General features: G+C 48.6%; 20 protein-coding genes. 9 read left to right on the top strand and 11 right to left on the bottom strand.

The features are described from left to right. Window positions 1–519: 519 nt before the first annotated feature. The 8 genes from rny (at window position 520) to WCK19_RS16855 (ending at window position 8,662) form a co-directional block, all read left to right on the top strand. The gene (gene rny / locus WCK19_RS16890; protein ID WP_342398576.1) at window positions 520–2,055 is read left to right on the top strand and encodes a ribonuclease Y; all 1,536 of its coding nucleotides are present in this window, start codon (window positions 520–522) and stop codon (window positions 2,053–2,055) included. Between the two features lie 763 nt (window positions 2,056–2,818). Further along, window positions 2,819–3,127, top strand: a complete 309-nt coding sequence (locus tag WCK19_RS16885) for a stage V sporulation protein S (protein WP_342398577.1) — start codon at window positions 2,819–2,821, stop codon at window positions 3,125–3,127. Between the two features lie 209 nt (window positions 3,128–3,336). Continuing rightward, entirely contained in the window at window positions 3,337–4,161 is an 825-nt protein-coding gene (locus tag WCK19_RS16880; protein ID WP_342398575.1) for a PHP domain-containing protein, read from the top strand. A 14-nt stretch (window positions 4,162–4,175) separates the two neighbouring features. Further along, window positions 4,176–6,014 (top strand): DUF2851 family protein, encoded by a 1,839-nt coding sequence (locus tag WCK19_RS16875; RefSeq protein WP_342398574.1) that lies wholly within the window; start codon window positions 4,176–4,178, stop codon window positions 6,012–6,014. 10 nt (window positions 6,015–6,024) lie between these two features. Then, window positions 6,025–6,408 carry a hypothetical protein gene (locus WCK19_RS16870; RefSeq protein ID WP_342398573.1) on the top strand — a complete coding sequence of 128 codons (384 nt, stop codon included), beginning with the start codon at window positions 6,025–6,027 and terminating at the stop codon, window positions 6,406–6,408. 17 nt (window positions 6,409–6,425) lie between these two features. Beyond that, window positions 6,426–7,100, top strand: a complete 675-nt coding sequence (gene rpe, locus WCK19_RS16865) for a ribulose-phosphate 3-epimerase (RefSeq protein WP_342398572.1) — start codon at window positions 6,426–6,428, stop codon at window positions 7,098–7,100. 16 nt (window positions 7,101–7,116) lie between these two features. After that, window positions 7,117–7,239: a hypothetical protein gene (locus tag WCK19_RS16860; protein ID WP_342398571.1), complete on the top strand. Its 123-nt coding sequence runs from the start codon at window positions 7,117–7,119 to the stop codon at window positions 7,237–7,239. Window positions 7,240–7,252: 13 nt separating this feature from the next. Continuing rightward, window positions 7,253–8,662, top strand: coding sequence for a phosphoglucomutase/phosphomannomutase family protein (locus WCK19_RS16855; RefSeq protein ID WP_342398570.1), 1,410 nt, complete (start codon window positions 7,253–7,255; stop codon window positions 8,660–8,662). 230 nt (window positions 8,663–8,892) lie between these two features. Here the strand turns inward: WCK19_RS16855 and WCK19_RS16850 are convergent, their stop codons facing one another. The 11 genes from WCK19_RS16850 to WCK19_RS16800 all read right to left on the bottom strand — a co-directional run bounded on the left by WCK19_RS16850 (window position 8,893) and on the right by WCK19_RS16800 (window position 18,152). Further along, complete coding sequence (locus tag WCK19_RS16850) at window positions 8,893–9,468, bottom strand: Uma2 family endonuclease (RefSeq protein WP_342398569.1); 576 nt, start codon at window positions 9,466–9,468, stop codon at window positions 8,893–8,895. 313 nt (window positions 9,469–9,781) lie between these two features. After that, window positions 9,782–10,099, bottom strand: a complete 318-nt coding sequence (locus tag WCK19_RS16845; protein ID WP_342398568.1) for a metal-sulfur cluster assembly factor — start codon at window positions 10,097–10,099, stop codon at window positions 9,782–9,784. 5 nt (window positions 10,100–10,104) lie between these two features. Continuing rightward, window positions 10,105–10,659: a DUF2378 family protein gene (locus tag WCK19_RS16840; protein ID WP_342398567.1), complete on the bottom strand. Its 555-nt coding sequence runs from the start codon at window positions 10,657–10,659 to the stop codon at window positions 10,105–10,107. After that, the gene (locus WCK19_RS16835; RefSeq protein ID WP_342398566.1) at window positions 10,660–10,980 is read right to left on the bottom strand and encodes a metal-sulfur cluster assembly factor; all 321 of its coding nucleotides are present in this window, start codon (window positions 10,978–10,980) and stop codon (window positions 10,660–10,662) included. Window positions 10,981–11,119: 139 nt separating this feature from the next. Continuing rightward, window positions 11,120–12,520 carry a Fe-S cluster assembly protein SufB gene (sufB, locus tag WCK19_RS16830; protein WP_342398565.1) on the bottom strand — a complete coding sequence of 467 codons (1,401 nt, stop codon included), beginning with the start codon at window positions 12,518–12,520 and terminating at the stop codon, window positions 11,120–11,122. Window positions 12,521–12,833: 313 nt separating this feature from the next. Next, complete coding sequence (locus tag WCK19_RS16825; protein WP_342398564.1) at window positions 12,834–13,265, bottom strand: iron-sulfur cluster assembly scaffold protein; 432 nt, start codon at window positions 13,263–13,265, stop codon at window positions 12,834–12,836. 79 nt (window positions 13,266–13,344) lie between these two features. Further along, the gene (locus WCK19_RS16820) at window positions 13,345–14,616 is read right to left on the bottom strand and encodes a cysteine desulfurase (protein ID WP_342398563.1); all 1,272 of its coding nucleotides are present in this window, start codon (window positions 14,614–14,616) and stop codon (window positions 13,345–13,347) included. Window positions 14,617–14,716: 100 nt separating this feature from the next. Beyond that, entirely contained in the window at window positions 14,717–16,072 is a 1,356-nt protein-coding gene (gene sufD / locus WCK19_RS16815) for a Fe-S cluster assembly protein SufD (RefSeq protein ID WP_342398562.1), read from the bottom strand. Further along, on the bottom strand, window positions 16,072–16,962 hold the full coding sequence (locus WCK19_RS16810) for an ATP-binding cassette domain-containing protein (RefSeq protein ID WP_342398561.1): 891 nt from the start codon (window positions 16,960–16,962) through the stop codon (window positions 16,072–16,074). The genes sufD and WCK19_RS16810 overlap by 1 nt, the downstream gene beginning before the upstream one ends. A gap of 25 nt (window positions 16,963–16,987) precedes the next feature. Continuing rightward, window positions 16,988–17,497: an Rrf2 family transcriptional regulator gene (locus WCK19_RS16805; protein WP_342398560.1), complete on the bottom strand. Its 510-nt coding sequence runs from the start codon at window positions 17,495–17,497 to the stop codon at window positions 16,988–16,990. Between the two features lie 172 nt (window positions 17,498–17,669). Continuing rightward, window positions 17,670–18,152 (bottom strand): YbaK/EbsC family protein, encoded by a 483-nt coding sequence (locus WCK19_RS16800; RefSeq protein WP_342398559.1) that lies wholly within the window; start codon window positions 18,150–18,152, stop codon window positions 17,670–17,672. A 148-nt stretch (window positions 18,153–18,300) separates the two neighbouring features. Between WCK19_RS16800 and WCK19_RS16795 the strand changes: the two genes are divergently transcribed. Then, complete coding sequence (locus tag WCK19_RS16795) at window positions 18,301–19,293, top strand: rhomboid family intramembrane serine protease (RefSeq protein ID WP_342398558.1); 993 nt, start codon at window positions 18,301–18,303, stop codon at window positions 19,291–19,293. The last annotated feature ends 207 nt before the right edge of the window (window positions 19,294–19,500 follow it).

Below are 19,500 nucleotides of genomic sequence, written 5' to 3'. Positions count from 1 at the left end.
ACACTGACCTCAACAATCTGGTAGCTTTCGTTCTCTCTATCAATGTAAACTTGAAAAAGTAAGCCAATTGCAGAACAAAGCATTATGAATGCAAACTCCCCCTTCCTCATGAGGGAGGGGGTTTTATTATTAGAGATGCAGGGCAGTTGCAAGAAAGGAATTGTCCTCTATAAAACGGTTCTCAAAGGGGTTTGGGCAACGGCGACTCCAGCGTCGCCCCTACAAAAACGATTTTCTTGATGGTTTGGCTGGAGCGTTGAAAATATAAATACTGGCGATGCAACCGCCCTGATTAGAGAGGTGTTAAACTTGACAGTAAATACTTGTCTGATATAGGATAGATAATAATTATCGGGCTATCCCGGCAAAGATACCATCTCCGGTCACCGACATTTCACCTATTGTGACAGTAATAATTGTCCGAAATAAATGTGGCGGAACTTAGGGTAAAACTCTAATTTTGGTTTGTAGTTATGATTAATATAAATTCTGAAACATACATAGATTTGGAGCTTAGCAATGTGGGAGACGCTTCTTACCATTTTATTCGGCACTCTGGCAGGTCTCGCCTGCGGTCTGGGATTTGTATTTTACAAACAAGGTAAAACAAACATCCAGTTAGCTCTTGAAAAAGAAAATATTAACCGTCTTATAGAAGAAGCCAAATCCAAACAGCGCGAAATTGTTATACAGGCAAAAGATGAAGCTTTAGGCTTTAAACAAGAAGCCGAAAACGAGTTGAAAGAAAGGCGCGTGGAACTCCAACAACGCGAAAGCCGCCTCCAGCAAAAAGAAGAAAACCTTGAGCATAAGCTGGAAAACCAAGAAAGACGTGAGCGTAATCTGAATGACCGTGAGCGTGATATTGAGAAGGTGCGACTACAAGCGAACGAGTTAAAACAACGCCAAGCCTATGAACTGGAACGAGTAGCAGGACTCACAACCGAGCAAGCTAAAGAACTGGTAATTGCAAAAATAGAAGATGATGCGCGTCAATACGCCAGCGTCAGAGTCAGAAAAATTGAAGAAGAAGCTCGCGAAAGAGCCGAAGAAAAAGCCCGTAAAGTATTATCGGTAGCAGTTAGCCGAATTGCCAGCGATTATATAAGCGATGCAGTAGTTACCACCGTACCCTTGCCAAGTGATGAAATGAAAGGGCGCATCATCGGGCGGGAAGGGCGCAATATTCGCGCATTCGAGCAAGCTACCGGCGTAGATTTGATAGTGGATGACACCCCCGAAGCAGTCACCCTTAGTTGCTTTGACCCAATCCGCCGCGAAGTAGCCCGCCGCGCTTTGACCAAGTTAGTAACAGATGGGCGCATCCATCAAGCGCGTATTGAAGAAGCGGTCAACAAATCCAAGCAGGAAGTGGAACAACAACTCCGCGAAGACGGCGAAAAAGCCGCCTATGAAGTAGGGGTGCAAGGTATTCACCCTGAATTGCTTCATTTGCTTGGAAAGTTGCGCTATCGCACCAGTTATGGGCAAAATCAACTAGAGCATGTCATTGAAGCCAGTAAACTTGCCGGAGTCATCGCTTCCGAATTGGGCGCAAAAGTGCAGGTGGCTAAAACCGCCGCTTTGCTCCACGATATTGGTAAAGTAATTGACCAAGATTCTATGGAAGGTCCCCACGCCCTCATCGGCGCAGACCGCATAAAACGCTTCATGAACGCGCCAGAAGTAATCCATGCCGTAGCCGCCCACCACAGCGAAGAAGACCCCCAATCAGTCGAAGCATGGATTGTAATGGCAGCAGACGCTCTTAGCGGCGGCAGACCCGGCGCAAGACGCGAACAAGTCGAAACCTACGTCAAGCGTCTAACCGCTTTGGAAGAACTGGCACACTCCATAGAGGGGGTAGAGCGTTGCTTTGCAATCCAAGCCGGGCGTGAGCTTCGTATCCTAGTGCGCCCTGAAATAATAGATGATGTGGCAGCAATGCGGATGGCGCATGAACTTAGCCGCCGAATTGAAGAGACTATACAATATCCGGGGCAAATAAAAGTAACTATCATTCGAGAAACCCGTGCGGTAGATTATGCCAAATAATCAAATCTAATGCTTCCTGCTATTAATATGTTTGGAAACGATTCTTTAATATACCTACAATTTAAATAATTCTTCTAAATGTAGCTTGGAAAAGACGACTCTTTTTCCTAATTTCTGATATAATAGTTTTAATAAATACTGGAATAGTTGAACTATTGATAATGGATAGATATAGGAGAGCTTCTTTCTCTAGAAATTTTACCCGATTATCAAGTAGGACAGTGGCGGCAAAACTCAAATACAAACTTTCTATAGGATGGAACGAACAGCAGCATAAAGTTCTTGTTTTATTCTGCCGTTTCTTATAGAAAGCGCGAAGGCTATACTTTAAATAGGTTGACCCGGTTAGGGGACAATCTAGTTTTAGGTTAATCAATCGAATAACAGTTCTTTGGGGTATTTTGTTTATTGAATAACCCAAACTAGCTGTATTAGAGCCTTTTGCATAATTGATATTGCTTCTAACAAATTCAGTTGGTTTCTGGGACAGTACATTAAAATGCAAACTTGATGTTAAGAATGCAGGATATTATGTATTTTTAAGGCATCGGTTGATTGAAATAAAACAGGTAAACCATTTTTATTATCCAGAGAAGGTTTTCTTACGCCTATTCAAACGCGCTAAAATAACACAATAAGGAGAACAATTATGGAATCCAAGTTTACCTTCAATCGAACAACAGAACCGATTGCGGAACAATTAGAACGTCAAGGTGTCTATGGTACACCAATACGAAATATTAACGAACAACACGAGGCAAATGTGAGCGAAGTCGAAGTTTTGAAGGTATCTGGCAAATCTCGTCCTAGTAGCGTTGCAGGAGCTATTAGTGGAGTCATCAGGCAAACAGGACGGGTTGAAGTCCAAGCCATTGGCGCGGGGGCTACCAATCAAGCGATTAAAGCTGTAGCCATAGCGCGTGGATATTTGATAAGCAGCGGTATTGACATTGTATGTATCCCTGCTTTTATTGATGTTCTAATAGACGATGAAGAACGAACCGCAATTAAATTATTGGTAGAGCGCAGACCCGGTTTTAGCGGCTCCAACGTTTCCCCAATAATTCAATAGTTCTTCAAAGCTGTTACAAATTCGTACAGGGGGTAAGAGGTCGCAAGGGATGTTCCCTGAATCAGCGTTTACTGCCCCAAAAACGTTTCGTGTAATAACCTTTTCAAAGCTGTAATCTGTAAAATTGTTGTGGTAAAATAGATAAAAGGCTTCATGTGTTATGGAGCCTTTTTTGTTTGCGACTATTTCCAAGGAGGTTAAACTTTAATATGCCCGGCACTATAGATCTTCATATGCACAGCGCCGCTTCAGATGGAACCCTTAACGTTGAAGAATTAGTCCGCTTGGCTGCCAGTGTCGGCTTGAAAACCATCGCCCTCACTGACCACGATACTACCGCCGGGCTTGATGACGCAATCTTGTTTGGAAATAAACTTGGCTTGGAAGTAATCCCAAGTATTGAGCTTAGCGCGGAAGACAACGGCGAAGTGCATATATTGGGCTACTTCTTAAATTATGATAACCAAGAGTTTCAAACAAAGCTCAAGCATTTTCGAGACACCCGCTTTAATCGAGGCGAACTAATTGTCCGAAAATTGGCGGAACTAGGCATGCCGATTGAATGGAAGCGCGTTCAGGAAATTGCAAACGGCGCATCAATTGGGCGACCTCACTTCGCCGAAGCCATGAAAGAAAAAGGCTATGTGCAAACCATCGCCGAAGCTTTTGAAAAGTATCTTCATAACGGCGGACCCGCTTTTGTAGATAGAGAGAAAATTACTCCGGTTCAAGCGGTGCAAATGATTCGCAAAGTAGGCGGCTTGGCAGTTTTGGCGCATCCAACATATGTTAATGACCTTGACCGGATTCTGGAAGAAACCGTGCAAGCAGGGTTAGCGGGTATCGAAACCTACTACGGGCATTATGACAATGAAACGGTGGAACGTTTTCTAGAACTTGCCCACAAATATAACATTGTGCCTACCGGCGGTAGCGATTTTCACGGGCGAGACGATGGCGGTCAGGTGTATCTTGGCGAACGTTTGATACCGAACGAGGTAATTGGTCAATTGAAAGCGCGTTTACAGCCCTAAAAGAGCAATAGCCAATGCCATACGATGAGGAAGGACGCTTTCTTTATCCGCTACCCAAGAAAAAGAGCCGCCCGGAGAAAAAACCCGCAGGAAAATCTCCCACGTCTCCAGCTTTGCCGCGCCCCGCTGCTGCACCCGAAGTTGTAAAACCTTCCCTGCCGAACTCCTCGAACTTTGGGGATATGTCTTTCCCCAACGATTCCGCAACCTCCCATAATGATTCTATCGTTTTCGCCAAGCCGGATACAGCACAGGCGCAATCTGATAATATCGCCGACATGGCAAGGCTGGCGCATCTTTTCAACGAGCGCGAATTGGCAGAGTTGTGGAACGCGCAAGGCTGGGAAAAGGGGCGTAAATTAACGGCAAGCGATGGGCGTTCTGTAAAAATCGTATATCGCGGCAGATGGAGCGGCGGATTCGGACCCGATTTTCGAGGCGCAATAATTGACCTTGGGGGCGAGCTATTGCGGGGCGATGTAGAATTGCACCTATCCACGCAAGACTGGAAAGCGCATGGGCATGCTTCCGATTCCCGCTATAACGAGGTAATCCTGCATGTGGCGCTTCTCGGCGGCGCAGTAACTACCCTGAACGGCAATAACCCCGCCGCCCTTGCTTTGCTGGAAAGCTTCGGCAATGAAAATGAACTGCTGGCAGCGATAAGATTAGCGCAAGCGAGCGGAACTCGGCTCGGCTCTCTTTCCGAAAGCGAGGGTCCCTGTTGTGAACTGGTGGCGCAGCATCACCCCAATTTAGCGGATGTGCTGACGCGAATTGATGAACTTGGCGAGAACAGATTTAAGGAAAAAGGGCAGAAATATGAGGCAGCTTGCGCTCAGGAGGATAGCCTTGTTCAACCCTTCTGGAGCGGTTTGCTCGAAGCGTTGGGCTATTCTCAGAATAAAGCCCAATTCAAACGCCTGTCGCTAATTTTGCCCTTGAGTAGCTTGCTAGATTTGCTGAATGATTCTGCCAAAGACGAAACCGAAGAGCGCATTATCACCCTAGAAGCGGCGATTTTAGGCGCAGCCGGGCTATTGCCTTCCCAACGCAAACCGCGCCCGAAACCGCTTTTTGACCCTTCTAAAGATGACATTGACCCGGAAGATTGGGCTGCCGCCGAATACGCCGAAGAACTAGACCGACGTTGGGCGTTACTGGAGCGTTACCTACGGGAAAGCGCGTATCAATTTCAGCCTATGAACGAGCAAGATTGGAATTTTGCGCGAGTACGCCCGGTAAATCACCCGGCGCGGCGCATAGCAGGTTTGGCGCGTTGGGCGGTTTCGCTTAAACTAGTGGAGGAAGAAAGCCTTCTTGAAAGGCTCGAAGCGAAAATCACCGGGCTTGAACCCGCGCAAGCTGCTAAAGTTCTAGCTACCTTCTTTGTGGTAGAGCTATTGAAAACAGAAAAGGAAAGCGCCAGCCGCCAATTCTGGGCGCAACGCTACGACCTCACCCTTGAAAAGCTCCCCGGCAGCGATAACGCCCGCACCGCACCCGCCCTAATCGGCGCGGACAGAGCGGCGGAAATTACCATAAACGCCACCTTGCCCTTTCTTTGGGCATATGCTCGCCACACTCAAAATGTTACACTTGAGCGAAATGCCCTTACCGTGTACCATAGCTATCCGAGCAAGGGCAGCAATGAACTGGTGGAGAACGTAGCGCGGCAGGTATTTCGCTTTTGGCTCGATGGAAACGGCGAATTGCCGGAGGAATACCGCGACAAGAATCAAAAGGTTAAGCTAACTCGTTTGATAGGCGGAGCAATGCGCCAGCAAGGATTAATCCAATTACATCATAGCTTTTGCAACGAGCAGAATTGGGGGACTTGTCCGCTTGGATAGGATATTTGCAATGAAATTTAAGCATCTCACACTCTTATGCCTCGCCCTGATTGTTTTGTCCGCTTGCGGTGACGCAACAACCGCTCCGGCGACTACCGCCGCGCCTGTTGCTACTACCGCAGCCCCATCCGACCCCGCAGTTGAATTGGCGCAAAACGCTATAGCTAAAGACTTGAAAGCTTCGCTGAATATTGCCCCATCCGACCTTGAATATGTTACGATAATGCCGCGCACCTTCCCTGATAGCTCGATGGGTTGCCCCCAACCCGATTACTCGTACCAACAAGCGCTTACGCCCGGCTATCAGATTACGGTGCTTATCAAATCTCAAAATGTGCGCTATGATTATCGTGCCGACACGCGCGGTAATGTGGTACAGTGTAAAAAGTTATAATCACGAGGATATTAAATATGACAAATAAAATAAAACTTTCCCCCTCTATTCTTTCAGCCGACTTTGCCCGGTTGGGCGAACACGCCACCGAAGCGGTCAAAGCTGGCGCAGATTACCTACATGTGGATGTTATGGACGGTCATTTCGTGCCGAATATCACCATTGGTCCCATAATATTGGAAAAGTTGCGTACCGTAACCGACATTCCCTTCGATACGCACTTGATGATTGAAAAGCCCGAACGCTACATCGAGGACTTTGTAAAGGCGGGGGCAAGCATTGTCACGGTGCATTACGAGACTTGCCCTCATATACACCGCACCGTCCAGCAAATCAAAAATACGGGCGCGAAAGCGGGAGTTGTTATCAACCCTGCCACCCCGATTAACGTGCTGGAAGAAATCTTGCCCTATGTTGATTTAGTTTTGCTCATGAGCGTGAACCCCGGCTTTGGTGGGCAATCCTACATCGAAACCACCACCGATAAAATTCGCCGGATGCGCGACATGATTGAGCGGGTCAATCCGGCGATTGAGCTTGAGATAGATGGGGGCGTGGGCGCACAAAATGTCGGTACGGTAGTACAAGCGGGCGCAAACGTAATCGTTGCCGGGTCTGCCGTATTCAACAAACGCCAAAGCGTAGCGCAAAACATCGCGGACATACGGGCGGCTATCCGACAAGTTTCGTAGGGGCTATTACCCTCGATTGCGCCCTCGTTGGGTTGGCGCAAATCTCATGGAGATGGGGCAGGGTTCGGGGCGTTCGGGTTCTGTAGGAGCAACCTCCGTGTTGCGACAAGATGCGCCCTCGTTAGGTCACATAATGTAAAGCAGAGGAAAACATGGCACAAATCAAGTTTGGAACTGACGGCTGGCGAGCAGTTATCGCCGAAGATTATACCTTCGACAATGTACGTAAAGTAGCGCAAGCCACTTGCGAATATTTCAAAAAAGAGGGTTACGCTAAAGACGGGCTGGTAATAGGCTACGACACCCGCTTTGACTCGGAGCATTTCGCAGCCGCAACCGCCGAAGTCTTTGCCGCAAACGGCGTAAAAGTTTATCTGAGTAACAATTTCGCCCCGACTCCGGTTTTCAGCTATTCCATTATCGAGAAGAAAGCGGGCGGGGGCGTAGTTATCACTGCCAGCCACAACCCTGCCACCGATAACGGTTTCAAGGTTAAGCCTCATTATGGCGGTAGCGCCTCACCCGAAATTGTGACTGCTATTGAGGGCTTGCTCGACACTCCGATACAGCGTATGAAGTTTCAGGACGCAGTAAAAGCCGGATTAGTGGAATATTTCGATGCTACCGAAGGCTATATCGAGCAATTGGGACGAATGGTTGATATAGATGGAATCCGCAAGAGCAATCTTAAAATCTTGGTGGATTCGATGTACGGCGCAGGTCAAGGCTATTTCCCGCGCATCCTGAGCGGCGGTACTGCCACCGTCACCAATATGCACAACGAGCGCAACCCGATTTTTCCCGGCATGCATAATCCCGAACCGATTGCCCGCAACCTGACCGAACATATAGAACTGATGAAAACGGGCAAGTACGACATCGGTATCTCGAACGATGGCGATGCCGACCGCGTGGGGTTGGTGGATGAGAAGGGCGAGTTTGTTGACCAGTTGCGGGTGTACGCCCTACTCGCGCTCTACATGCTAGAAGTGCGCGGCGAGCGCGGCATGATTGTAAGGTCGCTTTCCACCACCTCAATGCTTGACCAACTCGGCAAGCTTTACAATGTCCCCGTCTTTGAAACTCCGGTTGGCTTCAAGCATATCGGACCAAAAATGATGGCGGAAAATGCTTTGATGGGCGGCGAAGAGTCGGGCGGTTTCGGCTTCCGTGGGCATATTCCCGAACGTGACGGTATCATCTGTGGGCTATTTTTGGCGGATATGTTGGTCAAAACCGGGAAAACCGTTTCCGGCTTGATTGATTGGCTCTTTGAAAAAGTCGGACCGCATTACTACAACCGCATTGATTTTACCTTTGAGCAGGAAAAACGGGGCGAGATTATGCAACGCATCCGCGACAATACGCCCAAAGATTTGGCTGGCTCAAAACTCGTCAACACCCGTTTTGATGATGGTTTCAAATATTACAGTGAGGACGGCAGTTGGTTGCTGATTCGCTTCAGCGGCACCGAACCTATTATGCGTGCCTACACCGAAACCACCTCTCCTGAAAAGGTCGAAGCCATTCTAGCGCAAGGCAGAGCCATTACGGGGGTCTAATCAGAACTTTTGCAAGAAGGTGATTTCAGGCAAGGGGCTTAAGCCCTTTGTTACAATCAGGGTTCGGATTCTGTGGGAGGTTGCTCTTGCCCTCGATTGCGCCCTCATTCGGTGGCGCATATCTCATGGGGATTGGGGGCAACACACGAAGGGCGGTTCACGAACCGCCCTCTACAAAAAACGCTTTTCTTAACGGTTGGGGCAGACGTTGGAAATCCCGAACTTACAACTCAATCAAACTCTACTTTGTCATAAATCGCTTCCAATGCCAGCTTTACCTCGATTATCTTTATACTTAATGCGTCCGTCAGATTCTCGTATGTTTCCAGTTCCCATTTATTTGAGCCTGTGCGCTGATAATATTCCACATAGACTCGCTCCTGATCTATTACTACATAACTTTGCAGCGAAGAAAGCGCCTGATAGAGGGCGAACTTTCCTTTCAAATCATAGTTTTTAGTGGAAGGGGATAATACCTCCACCAACAAGATTGGGTTTGTGATGGTATCATTTCGTCCTTCTACCAACTCGACTTTGCCGCATACTACAGCGGTATCAGGATAGGTATAAAGCCCGTTTTTCTTCACCAGCAACCGCATATCGCTGCTGAATACCGAACAAGGTCGCCCTCTAAGCGCAATATTAAGCTCGGCATTTATATTGCTGGTGATTCGGTTGTGATTAAGTGAACCGCCAGCCATTGCAAATATAACGCCGTTATAATATTCACTTTTATATTCTGCGGTCTCCTCCAACGCCAAGTATTCTTCTGGGCTGAAGAAGTGTTTAGATAACGCGCCGGTCATTTTCTATCCTCTTTTTCTTTTTGCGGTATAATTATAGCATCAAAAATACCGCCCACCCAATGTTCACGGCTTAAATATACAAAGAAAGGCAACGCTTGAGTCGCCCCTACGGGTTCGGATTCGGGGCGTTCGTTGGTGAGAGGGTTTTAATTGTGTAGGAGCAACCTCCGTGTTGCGACAAGATGCGCCCTCGTTCGGTGGCGTTTTTCGGGGGTATTGGGAAGGGGTTCAGGCAAGGGGCTTAAGCCCCTTGTTACAATCAGGGTTCGGGGGTTGGTTTCTGTGGGAGAGGGCTATTGCCCTCGATTGCGCCCTAGTAAGTCCCGTCAATACCCAATTCTTCTTTGGCATCTTCGGTCATCATAGTAGGATTCCAAGAGGGCGACCACACCAAATTAAGTTTCACATCGTTGACACCGGGTATAACGTCCAACGCCTCGCGCACTTGCGCCCCAATTACATGACCGAGCGGACAACCGGGAGAGGTAAGCGTCATAGTTACATCAACCAAACCCTCGTCATCTATATCCACCCCATAAATCAGCCCCAAATCCACGATATTTATCCCGATTTCAGGGTCATAGACCGTTTTAAGGGCTTCTTTTAATTCTTCTTCAGTCGGCAAGCTCATGTGTTTTACTCCCAATTTAACTCAAAGCGGTAATTATCCCGCTTGCTTTCATCTTCAATTTTTTCTATATCCAACCGTATATTTTGCGCCCCACTAGCTGATACTACCGCTTCGGTGATACCAGCCATGAACTCGATATAACCGGGTTCATCATAATGCAAAAGCTCCCAGCGATTAGGCTCTAACTCTCTCGCGCTGCGCTCACCATAGCGGAAAATGCCTTGATATACCAGCGGTGAATTCTTGACCAATCGCCCAGTACCCCACGCTTTTATTACAGCCAGCAGTATCTTGCCCGCCGCGCTATTGCCATAGCCCTCGAAGCTAATCTTCCCAAGCTTACGCATAGATTCTTGCAAGTCCTCACCCGGCAAAACTCGCGCTGCTATCAATTCCAGAATGCGCCGCGCTTGCCACACCTCAACTTCAGGAGAAGGATTTTGCGAGTCATAGCCGGTATCCTGCAAAATAGCGGCAGCCAGTTCGGCATCATCTTTCAAGCCAGTTCCCGCCAGCAACGCCACCATCGCATCTTTTTTTAACAGATACGTGTTATCCACCTAAAATTCTCCATCCATCCAGCCTAACTCTTCTTTACCCTGCTCGCTTATCATATGCGACCCCCACGGAGGCGACCACACAAAATTGATTTTGACACCGTTCACGCCCGGAAGCTCGCTTAATACATTCTTTACCTCATTCCGAATTTCCGGTCCGGCGGGGCAGGCAGGCGTGGTAAGCGTCATAAAAAGCTCAATCTCGCCTGTATCATCTATATCCAAGCGATAAACCAGCCCCAAATCAACTATATTTACGCCCAGTTCCGGGTCGGTTACGGTTTTTAGGGCTTTGATAATCTCTTCATCGGACGCGACCGCCATCAGCCTTCGCTCCCTTTCTATTCTTTATCTTGAAAAGGGTGGGCGGTTTGATGCTCCAGCCCACCCTTATTATCACGAGTTTATGCGCCATTTGCAAATGCGTTTGTAGGGGCGTATTTGAATACGCCCTTCCCGAATCTTACCCGATAGAGCCTTCCATCTCCAGTTGCACCAAACGGTTCAACTCAAGGGCGTATTCCATCGGCAATTCTTTTGTAACCGGCTCAATGAAACCGTTTACAATCATTGCCATTGCTTCGGACTCACTCAACCCGCGAGTCATAAGGTAGAATACCTGCTCCTCAGAAATGCGCCCTACCGTTGCTTCATGCTCGATAGTTACATTATTCTGATGAACCTGCATATCCGGGTAAGTATCGTTGCGGCTGAGGTCATCCATCAGCAGACCGTCACAGCGAATCTTGGCGCGTGAACCGTATGCGCCCTTCGCAATCCGCAAAAGCCCTCTGAATCCGGCATGCCCTCCATCTTTAGCGATGGACTTGGACAAAACATTGCTGGTGGTATAGGGCGCAGCGTGGATAACTTTCGCGCCGCCGTCCTTATGTTGCCCCTTGTTGGCGAAAGCGATATTCAGATGGTCAGCCCGCGCCCCCTTGCCGATTAGATACGAGCAAGGGTAAAGCATAGTGATTTTGCTACCCATCGAACCGCCCACCCATTCCATATGGGCTTCTTCTTCAACTAAGGCGCGTTTGGTGTTAAGATTATAAATATCGCTAGACCAGTTTTGAACGGTGGTATAACGGGCGCGTGCGCCGGGGCGCACAAAGATTTCCACCACCGCGCTATGCAACGAGTTGGTGCTGTATTGCTGAGCGGTACAACCCTCGATATATTGCGCTTCCGAGCCTTCTTCCACAATCAACATGGTATGCTCGAAAGTGCCTTCTTCTTTGCCTTCCATGCGGAAGTATGCTTGCAAGGGCAAATCAACTTTGGTGTTGGGTGGAACCCACATAAAAGAACCGCCGCTCCACACCGCCCCATGCAACGCCGCAAACTTATTATCGGTAGGCGGCACGCACTTAGTCATAAAATGCTTCTTTACGATGTCGGGATAATCTTTGATGGCGGTATCCATAGAAGTGAAAAGAATACCCAGTTTTGTATATTCTTCCTTCAAGCCCTCATAAATCGGCTCACTATCATATACCGCTACTACCCCCGCCAGATATTTGCGCTCTGCTTCGGGGATACCCAACTTCTCGTAAGTATTCTTGATTTCTTCCGGCACTTCATCCCATGTACGGGTCTTTTTCGAGCCGGCGGGAGTGTAGAAAGTAAGGTCATCGAATTTCAAGTCGCTTAAATCGGGTCCCCAATTCGGCATCGGCTTCGACTCGAATATATCGTAGCTTTTAAGGCGAAACTCGCGCATCCATTGCGGCTCATCCTTCTGCCAGCTAATGTCTTCGATTAGTTCGCGGGATAGCCCCTTCTTCGCCTTCCACACCTTCAAAAGCGGCGTACCGAATTCAACTTTATTTTCGGCATCCTTGTTTATATCTATAGTCATTTTTCTATACTCCTCCGGTCAGACTGCCTTTTGCCAATTCTGCCGTCAAATACGAGTTGACTTTGTATATCTATGTTTATGCTTCACCCGCAAAGCGCGTGAAACTATTATTCTTGAGACTCTCAACGAAGGGCGTATTCAAATACGCCCCTACGAATTAAAACCGTCTCGTTCGGATGTGGTTCGGGGTAGGGGCGCATCGTGATACGCCCGCGTTTGATGGTGAAATCTGGTGGATTTACCCCAATCCTCGTTTTACGGATTTAATTGTTAATCTTCTTAAACCCCTTGCCTGAAACCCTTCTGTGGGGGTTTATTCTTCATCCTCATCTTCATCTTCTTCGGCAACATGCCCCGCCAGAACAAGCCCTTTGCGGGTAGTCCGCAACGCCAGTGAAGCGCATTTCAGGCGAACCGCGCTATTTATCTCTATACCCAATTCCTCAATTATTTGGGCGCTGGTAATATCTTTTACTTCGCCCACCTTATGCCCTTTGATTAAATCGGAAAGGACATAAGCAGAAGCGCGACTGATAGCGCAACCTCTCCCGGTGAAACCCACATCTTCCACCACCCCTTCGCTATTGACGCGCAATTGGAGTTTAAACTTGTCCCCACACAAAGGGTTGCTGTCTTCAAGTTCAATGGTGGGGTCTTCCACCCGATGGTTTTTTAGTTCGACATCAAAGTTATGCGCCAGTTCCAGCACATACTCCATATCTAAATCATCTCTAGCTTCAGCCACTTTTGAATTACCTCTCTAAATTGCATGTTTTAATCCCTACCATATTACTAGGAATTAACTTAGATTGCAAGTTAAGATGCTATGCAAGTTTGAAGACTTTGCGGATTCGGTAGAGCGATTCCACCAGTTTATCAACCTCTTCCAAAGTGTTATAGATATAGAAACTAGCGCGAGTGGTTGCGGGAAGGTCAAGGAAATCATGCAGCGGTTGGGCGCAGTGATGCCCGGCGCGTACCGCGATGCCATCCCTATCTAGCATTGTGGCGAGGTCGTGGGGATGCACCTCCCCCAAATTAAACGCCACTACCCCGCCGCGTTCTTCGGCTTTGCGCGGACCGTAGATATGCAAATCGGGTACTTCGCGCAATTGTCCAAGCGCGTAGCGGGTAATTTCGATTTCGTGGGCGCGAATCTTGTCCATCCCGAAAGATGCCAGATAATCAACCGCTGCGCCCAAACCGATTCCTTCGGCGATAGCGGGCGTTCCGGCTTCAAATTTCCAAGGGAGGTCATTCCATGTGCTGCCTTCCAGCGTAACGCTCCGAATCATGTCGCCCCCGGTCAGGAAAGGCGGCATTGCTTCTAGCAAATGGCGACGCGCCCATAGCACGCCAATTCCAGTAGGTCCGCACATTTTATGTCCGCTAAACGCCAGAAAATCTATATCCAACGCCTGTACATCCACCGGAAGATGCGGCACGCTTTGGGCAGCATCTACTAGAATAAGAGCGCCAACCGCATGGGCTTTCTTTGCCAATTCCGCCACCGGGTTGATAGTACCCAATACGTTCGACATATGGGTAACTGCTACCAGTTTGGTTTTTTTGTTGATGATTTCGTCAATATTGGAAAGGTCGAGCTTGCCTTCCTCGTTCACCTTGATATAGCGCACCTTCGCGCCCTTTTCCTGAGCAAGCATTTGCCACGGCACGATATTGGAATGATGCTCCATAACCGTACTGACAATCTCATCGCCTTCTTTGATATTGGCGCGACCCCATGTGTGCGCCACCAAATTTATAGATTCGGTGGTGTTGCGGGTAAATATAATTTCCTTGTGCGAACGGGCATTGAGAAACCATTTGACTTTGCCATGTGCGCGTTCATACTTGAAGGTCGCTTCCTCACTCCAACGATATACGCCGCGATGGATATTGGCATTACATTTGTGGTAATAATCCAGCATAGACCCCACCACCTGCTCGGGACGCAAACTGCTGGCGGTGCTATCCAAATAAACCGAAGGTTTGCCGTTGGTTAATTCTTGCAAAATAGGAAAATCGCGCCTGATTTCGGGAATATCAAATGCTCGCTTCTCTCGTTCTTGATCCAGAGATTCAATTTCTGTCATATAAGATTCGACCTTCTCTAAAAGTTTAGCAAGTATAATTTAGACCAACGAAGGGCGCATCACGATGCACCCCTACTACAGAGAGCAAGCCCTTTGCAAATTAATATATCTTTCGAGAGACAATTTCCTTCATGCGCTGGCGCACGCTGGCAAGCGGGATGCGATTGGTCACTTGCTCGAAAAAGCCCTGTACGATTAATCCAACCGCTTCTTCGCGGGACAAACCGCGCGATTGCAGATAGAAAATCGCTTGCTCATCCACCATGCCGATGGTTTGCCCATGAGCGCAACGCACATCGTTAGCATCCACATCAAGGCTTGGCAGAGCATCCGCCTTGCTATCTTCGCTCAGAAACAAAACATGGTCTGAGAGAAAGCTATCGGTGTTTCTTCCGAGCTTATCCACCCGAATTTTCCCCTGAAAACCATATTGCCCTTTATCCAGCAACGCCGCTTTAAACAGAGCATCTCCGCTGGTATTTGGTACGGAATGGCGCATTACCACTTTCAGGTCAAGATGCTGCTCGTGATTGGGGAAAATCGCGCCAACCGATTCGGCATGCGCCCCCTCGCCTAGCGTCACGCTTTCCACATCAAGGCGCGTTTCTTCGCTACCCATAACCGCCAAAATCCAGCGGTGGATGCTATCTTTCTTGAGCAAGGCGCGTTTGGTGGAATAATTAAAGAAGTTTTCGCCCCATTCTTGCGGGTTATAAAACTCCACTTTTGCGCCCGTAGCCACAAAGACTTCCACAATATTAGCATCTAAAGCTTGCTCTTTGAGGTTGGACGCGCTTAATTGTTCCTCAATAATTTTTACTTGGCTGTAAGGCTCTGCCACTACCAGCACATGGCTGAAAATTGCGCTATTGGCAGTGTCGGCATAGAACACCACCCGGAAAGGCGCGTCTATAATGACATTTTTAGGCACGTACAGAAATGCGCCCCCGCTCCACAAAGCCGCATGCAAAGCCGCGAATTTATTATCGTCCGGCTTTACATTGGAAGTCATAAAATATTCATGCACCAACGCCGGATGTTTCTGCACCGCCTCATCAAGGCTACAGAAGATTACCCCTTGCGCGGCGGCTTCTTCGGAAAGCTCTACCTGTACCACTTCGCTGTTATACTGCACGATAACCCCGGCGGTTTGCTCCACGATTTCGCGGGTTTCGCCCTCCTCCTCATCCTCGATGGTCACATTGCCATCCAAATTAAGGTTGGGCAGATTTGCTCCGGCAGGCGTGAAGGGCTTCAAACTCTCCAGCCTTAGCTCTTTCAAGTTGCTAGTCCACCAACCGCGAATACCCCGCGTCCAATCCGGCAACGGCAAGGCATCGTAGAGCTTCAAGGCTTCGCGCCGTTTCTCCAGCATCCATTCCGGCTCTTGCTTTGAAGCGGACAGTTTTTCCACTGCCTCAAGCGTTAAAAAGCTCTCTATCACAGGGCTGGTCATTAAACATCCTCCTCCGCCCCGACTGCAAGCCCGGCTTCTTCGCGAATCCAACCATAGCCGCGCTCCTCAATTTCTTTGACCAATTCCTTACCGCCGCTCTTAACCAAATAGCCTTGCATCATCACATGTACAAAATCCACATCGAGGTAATTCAAGATGCGCTGCTGATGGGTGATAACCACGATGCCCATATCGGGACCCTTTAGCTTGCTTACGCCCTCGCCCACGATGCGGATAGCGTCAATATCCAGACCGCTATCAGGCTCATCCAAGAAAGCGATTTTTGGCGACAGTACCGCCATCTGCAAAACTTCCATGCGCTTCTTCTCACCGCCGCTAAAACCATCGTTCAGGTAGCGTTTGGTGTATTTTTCGTCCATCTGCAAAAGGTTTAATTTGCTTTTCAAGATAGTACGGAATTCTTTGGGCGGAATAAGTATTTGACGCTTGGAGCGGTCAATATTTGCGCCATCGCCCCCCACTTTAGCTACATTGCCGCCGCTGCCATCCCCAATTTCGCCTAAATTATCGGGCGTAATGGTGGGGGCTTGGTCGCCTTTGCGAATATTGGTCAGAGCAGTACGCAAGAAATTACTGGCTGAAACGCCCGGCACTTCCATCGGATACTGGAAAGCGAGGAACAAACCCCTTCGCGCCCGGCGGTCTGCTGGCAAATCCAAAATGCTCTCTCCCTGCCAAATAATATCCCCGGCAGTTACGGTATAGCGCGGATGCCCCATAATAGTATTGCTCAAAGTGCTTTTACCGCTGCCGTTGGGTCCCATTATTACGTGGGTTTCGCCTTGCCGGATAGTGAGGTTTAGCCCCTTAATAATCTCTTTGTCCTCTACATTTACATGCAAGTCTTTGATGATAAGCTCGTCAGCCATATAATTTCCCACTCCTCAGAATCGGTTAGTTTTCAGTGGTAACCGCAAGTATTACTTTATTTTCTTGGTCGCCGGGTATTGCTTTAATCTCCAAACTTATCGGCAAGCTACGGCGAGTTTCAGGCACAAGGTCTGCCAGCGTAGTAGAATCGAGCGCCTGAGAAATAGCATCGCGCACCCGCACCCACAAAATGGGGGCAGTGCAAATTTCTTCGTGGTTGCATACTTCCGCATCACCGCTCAAAGTAGCGCACCGCATCACCCGAAAGCCGCCTTCGCGCTCCTCCAATGCCCGCACTACCGCGCCCATCCGAATTTTGTTAGGCGGCATGCTAAGGATGTAACCGCCTTTAGCCCCTCTTATGCTTTCAATAAGTTGAACTTTACGCAAATTTGGTACAATTTGCTCCAGATATGCCACCGAAAGGTCAAGATGCGCCCCGATTTCCGAAAGAGAAAGAGGACCCTTACCGTAATGCCGCGCCAAATCGGTTAGCATCATCACGCCGTACTCTATTCGCGTGGAGAAAATCATATGCCACCTACCGCTTCGTCAGATAGCTTTTTAACTATTCTGTTTTAGGCTATATTGCCTATAAATCTATATATATAAGTGAGTTGTAAATCCTAGTACCGTTGTCGGATTTATTCTACTCCCCGCCAACCCGCCTGTCAAGTGTATTCCTACAAAATTTGTCGGAATTTCACTAATTATCCACTCTACAGTCTATTACCGCGCCGCCCGTTACTTTCACCAAGTCGGCAGGGTTGAGCGGAAAGATAGCGTTAGGAGTGCCGCCCGCCGCGTACACCACCTCGAAAGCGAGCAAATCCATATCTATGAAAATGGTCAGCGGTTGAGCATGGGCAAAGGGCGGAACGCCGCCGATGGCATAGCCGGTTTTCTCTCGCACAAATTCGGGCGTAGCTTTATGCAATTTCTGCCCGATATGCGTCTGCACCTTATGGGTATCAATCCGGTTTGCGCCGCTGGCAATAACCATCACCGGAATAGCGTTTTCCTTGTCGCCTGCTGCAAACAAGATGCTTTTGCAGATTTGCGCCACGCTGGTACCGATTGCATAGGCAGCTTCCGCAGAGGTTCGCGTACTCTCGCTGAACTCCACTATCTGGCTATTCAGCCCCAACTCGTTTATGATTTGTTGAACTTTCTGAGCAGCAGGTTTCACAATATCCTCCCCGTATTTATAATTTTCTCATCTGAAATAAAGCAGCTAATTTTAGCACAATCGACGGTGCGGTTCGGGTTCTGTAACAATTGAATCGCATTGTCGTATAATGATTGTAGTAATTTTTGCCTATTATAAGAGGAATATCATGAGCGAATATAAACCTGAGAATAGCGATAATACCCCGCCTTCCGTACCAGAAGAATACCGGCAGGAAAGCATCTATCCTCCGCAAAGTTGGGATGCGCCTTCAAGCGCGGCAGGGAAGTTTAATCCTTACCAAATAAAGGCTGAACCGCAGGAAGTCGCCCCCGCTTTCAACCCCTACAAACCGCCTGTTACACTGTATAACCCGCAAAACCCTTACGGACAGAATAACAGCCAGCCCTATACTCAGCCAGTCCAAGCGGGTGGGATACCCGCCGCCGTTGGAAAAGCGCAGAGTAGCCCTATTGTGACTTATACGATATTGGGCGCAATCGGCGTTATATTTGTGGTAGAGTTTGCGGTACAAGCGGGTAAGGGCAGCATTGGGGCGTTGGGCGGCTTTAATCTCGACACCCTGATTAATCTTGGGGCGCTTCAGAAAGATTTGACGCGACAGGGCGAAATCTGGCGACTTTTCACCGCGATGTTCCTACACGCCAGCTTATTGCATATCGTGTTCAATGGATTGGCGCTGTGGAGTTTGGGCATGCACCTTGAGCAGCAAATGGGACGCGCCCGTTTTCTGCTGATTTATTTTCTCGGCGGCTTATCCGGCAGCCTTTTAAGTTTTGGGTTGGGCAATCCGAACTCAGTTTCGGTGGGCGCGAGCGGCGCAATCTTCGCTCTTTTGGGCGGGCTAATCGGCTTTTACCTCAATCACCGCTTTATTTTCGGGCAAATGGGGCGTTCTCAACTGAACAGCCTAGTTTTTACCGCTGTGATAAACTTCGTGATTTTGCTTTCCATCCCGCAAGTGGACAATCTGGCGCATTTGGGAGGCTTGCTGGCGGGGCTTTTTCTCGGCTACTTCTTGCCCTCTGATTATCGCCAACGCAGCAACAGCAAAGCTCTTGAATATTGGGCGGTGTTCGCGCTCTTGGTAGCGATGAGCGCGTTATTGTATTTATTTATGAACCAACCTACCCGCCTTTAAGCACACACGGTGGCGCAATTCTCATGGGATTGGGGGCAATCATGGGAAGGGCGGTTCGGGGCGTTCGTTGGTGAGGATGGTTTTAATTGGGTAGGGGCGTGGCTCGATGCGCCCTCGTTCGGTTGGTATGAATCCCATGGGTTTGGGGCAAAAAAAGAAGGGCGACTCCAGCGTCGCCCCTACAAGGTTAAAACCTAACTTGCTGTA

The organism is Candidatus Chlorohelix sp. (assembly GCF_037138995.1).
Lineage (GTDB): Bacteria > Chloroflexota > Chloroflexia > Chloroheliales > Chloroheliaceae > Chlorohelix.
The sequence above is the reverse complement of the archived record's forward strand: the minus strand, read 5'-3'. Positions and strand labels throughout refer to the sequence as shown.

What these genes read in the sequence shown, in the direction of transcription:
- rny (WP_342398576.1), top strand. Translation starts at nt 520, where the DNA reads ATGTGGGAGACGCTTCTTACCATTTTATTCGGCACTCTGGCAGGTCTC.
- WCK19_RS16880 (WP_342398575.1), top strand. Translation starts at nt 3,337, where the DNA reads ATGCCCGGCACTATAGATCTTCATATGCACAGCGCCGCTTCAGATGGA.
- WCK19_RS16875 (WP_342398574.1), top strand. Translation starts at nt 4,176, where the DNA reads ATGCCATACGATGAGGAAGGACGCTTTCTTTATCCGCTACCCAAGAAA.
- WCK19_RS16870 (WP_342398573.1), top strand. Translation starts at nt 6,025, where the DNA reads ATGAAATTTAAGCATCTCACACTCTTATGCCTCGCCCTGATTGTTTTG.
- rpe (WP_342398572.1), top strand. Translation starts at nt 6,426, where the DNA reads ATGACAAATAAAATAAAACTTTCCCCCTCTATTCTTTCAGCCGACTTT.
- WCK19_RS16855 (WP_342398570.1), top strand. Translation starts at nt 7,253, where the DNA reads ATGGCACAAATCAAGTTTGGAACTGACGGCTGGCGAGCAGTTATCGCC.
- WCK19_RS16850 (WP_342398569.1), bottom strand. Translation starts at nt 9,468, where the DNA reads ATGACCGGCGCGTTATCTAAACACTTCTTCAGCCCAGAAGAATACTTG.
- WCK19_RS16845 (WP_342398568.1), bottom strand. Translation starts at nt 10,099, where the DNA reads ATGAGCTTGCCGACTGAAGAAGAATTAAAAGAAGCCCTTAAAACGGTC.
- WCK19_RS16835 (WP_342398566.1), bottom strand. Translation starts at nt 10,980, where the DNA reads ATGGCGGTCGCGTCCGATGAAGAGATTATCAAAGCCCTAAAAACCGTA.
- sufB (WP_342398565.1), bottom strand. Translation starts at nt 12,520, where the DNA reads ATGACTATAGATATAAACAAGGATGCCGAAAATAAAGTTGAATTCGGT.
- WCK19_RS16820 (WP_342398563.1), bottom strand. Translation starts at nt 14,616, where the DNA reads ATGACAGAAATTGAATCTCTGGATCAAGAACGAGAGAAGCGAGCATTT.
- sufD (WP_342398562.1), bottom strand. Translation starts at nt 16,072, where the DNA reads ATGACCAGCCCTGTGATAGAGAGCTTTTTAACGCTTGAGGCAGTGGAA.
- WCK19_RS16810 (WP_342398561.1), bottom strand. Translation starts at nt 16,962, where the DNA reads ATGGCTGACGAGCTTATCATCAAAGACTTGCATGTAAATGTAGAGGAC.
- WCK19_RS16805 (WP_342398560.1), bottom strand. Translation starts at nt 17,497, where the DNA reads ATGATTTTCTCCACGCGAATAGAGTACGGCGTGATGATGCTAACCGAT.
- WCK19_RS16795 (WP_342398558.1), top strand. Translation starts at nt 18,301, where the DNA reads ATGAGCGAATATAAACCTGAGAATAGCGATAATACCCCGCCTTCCGTA.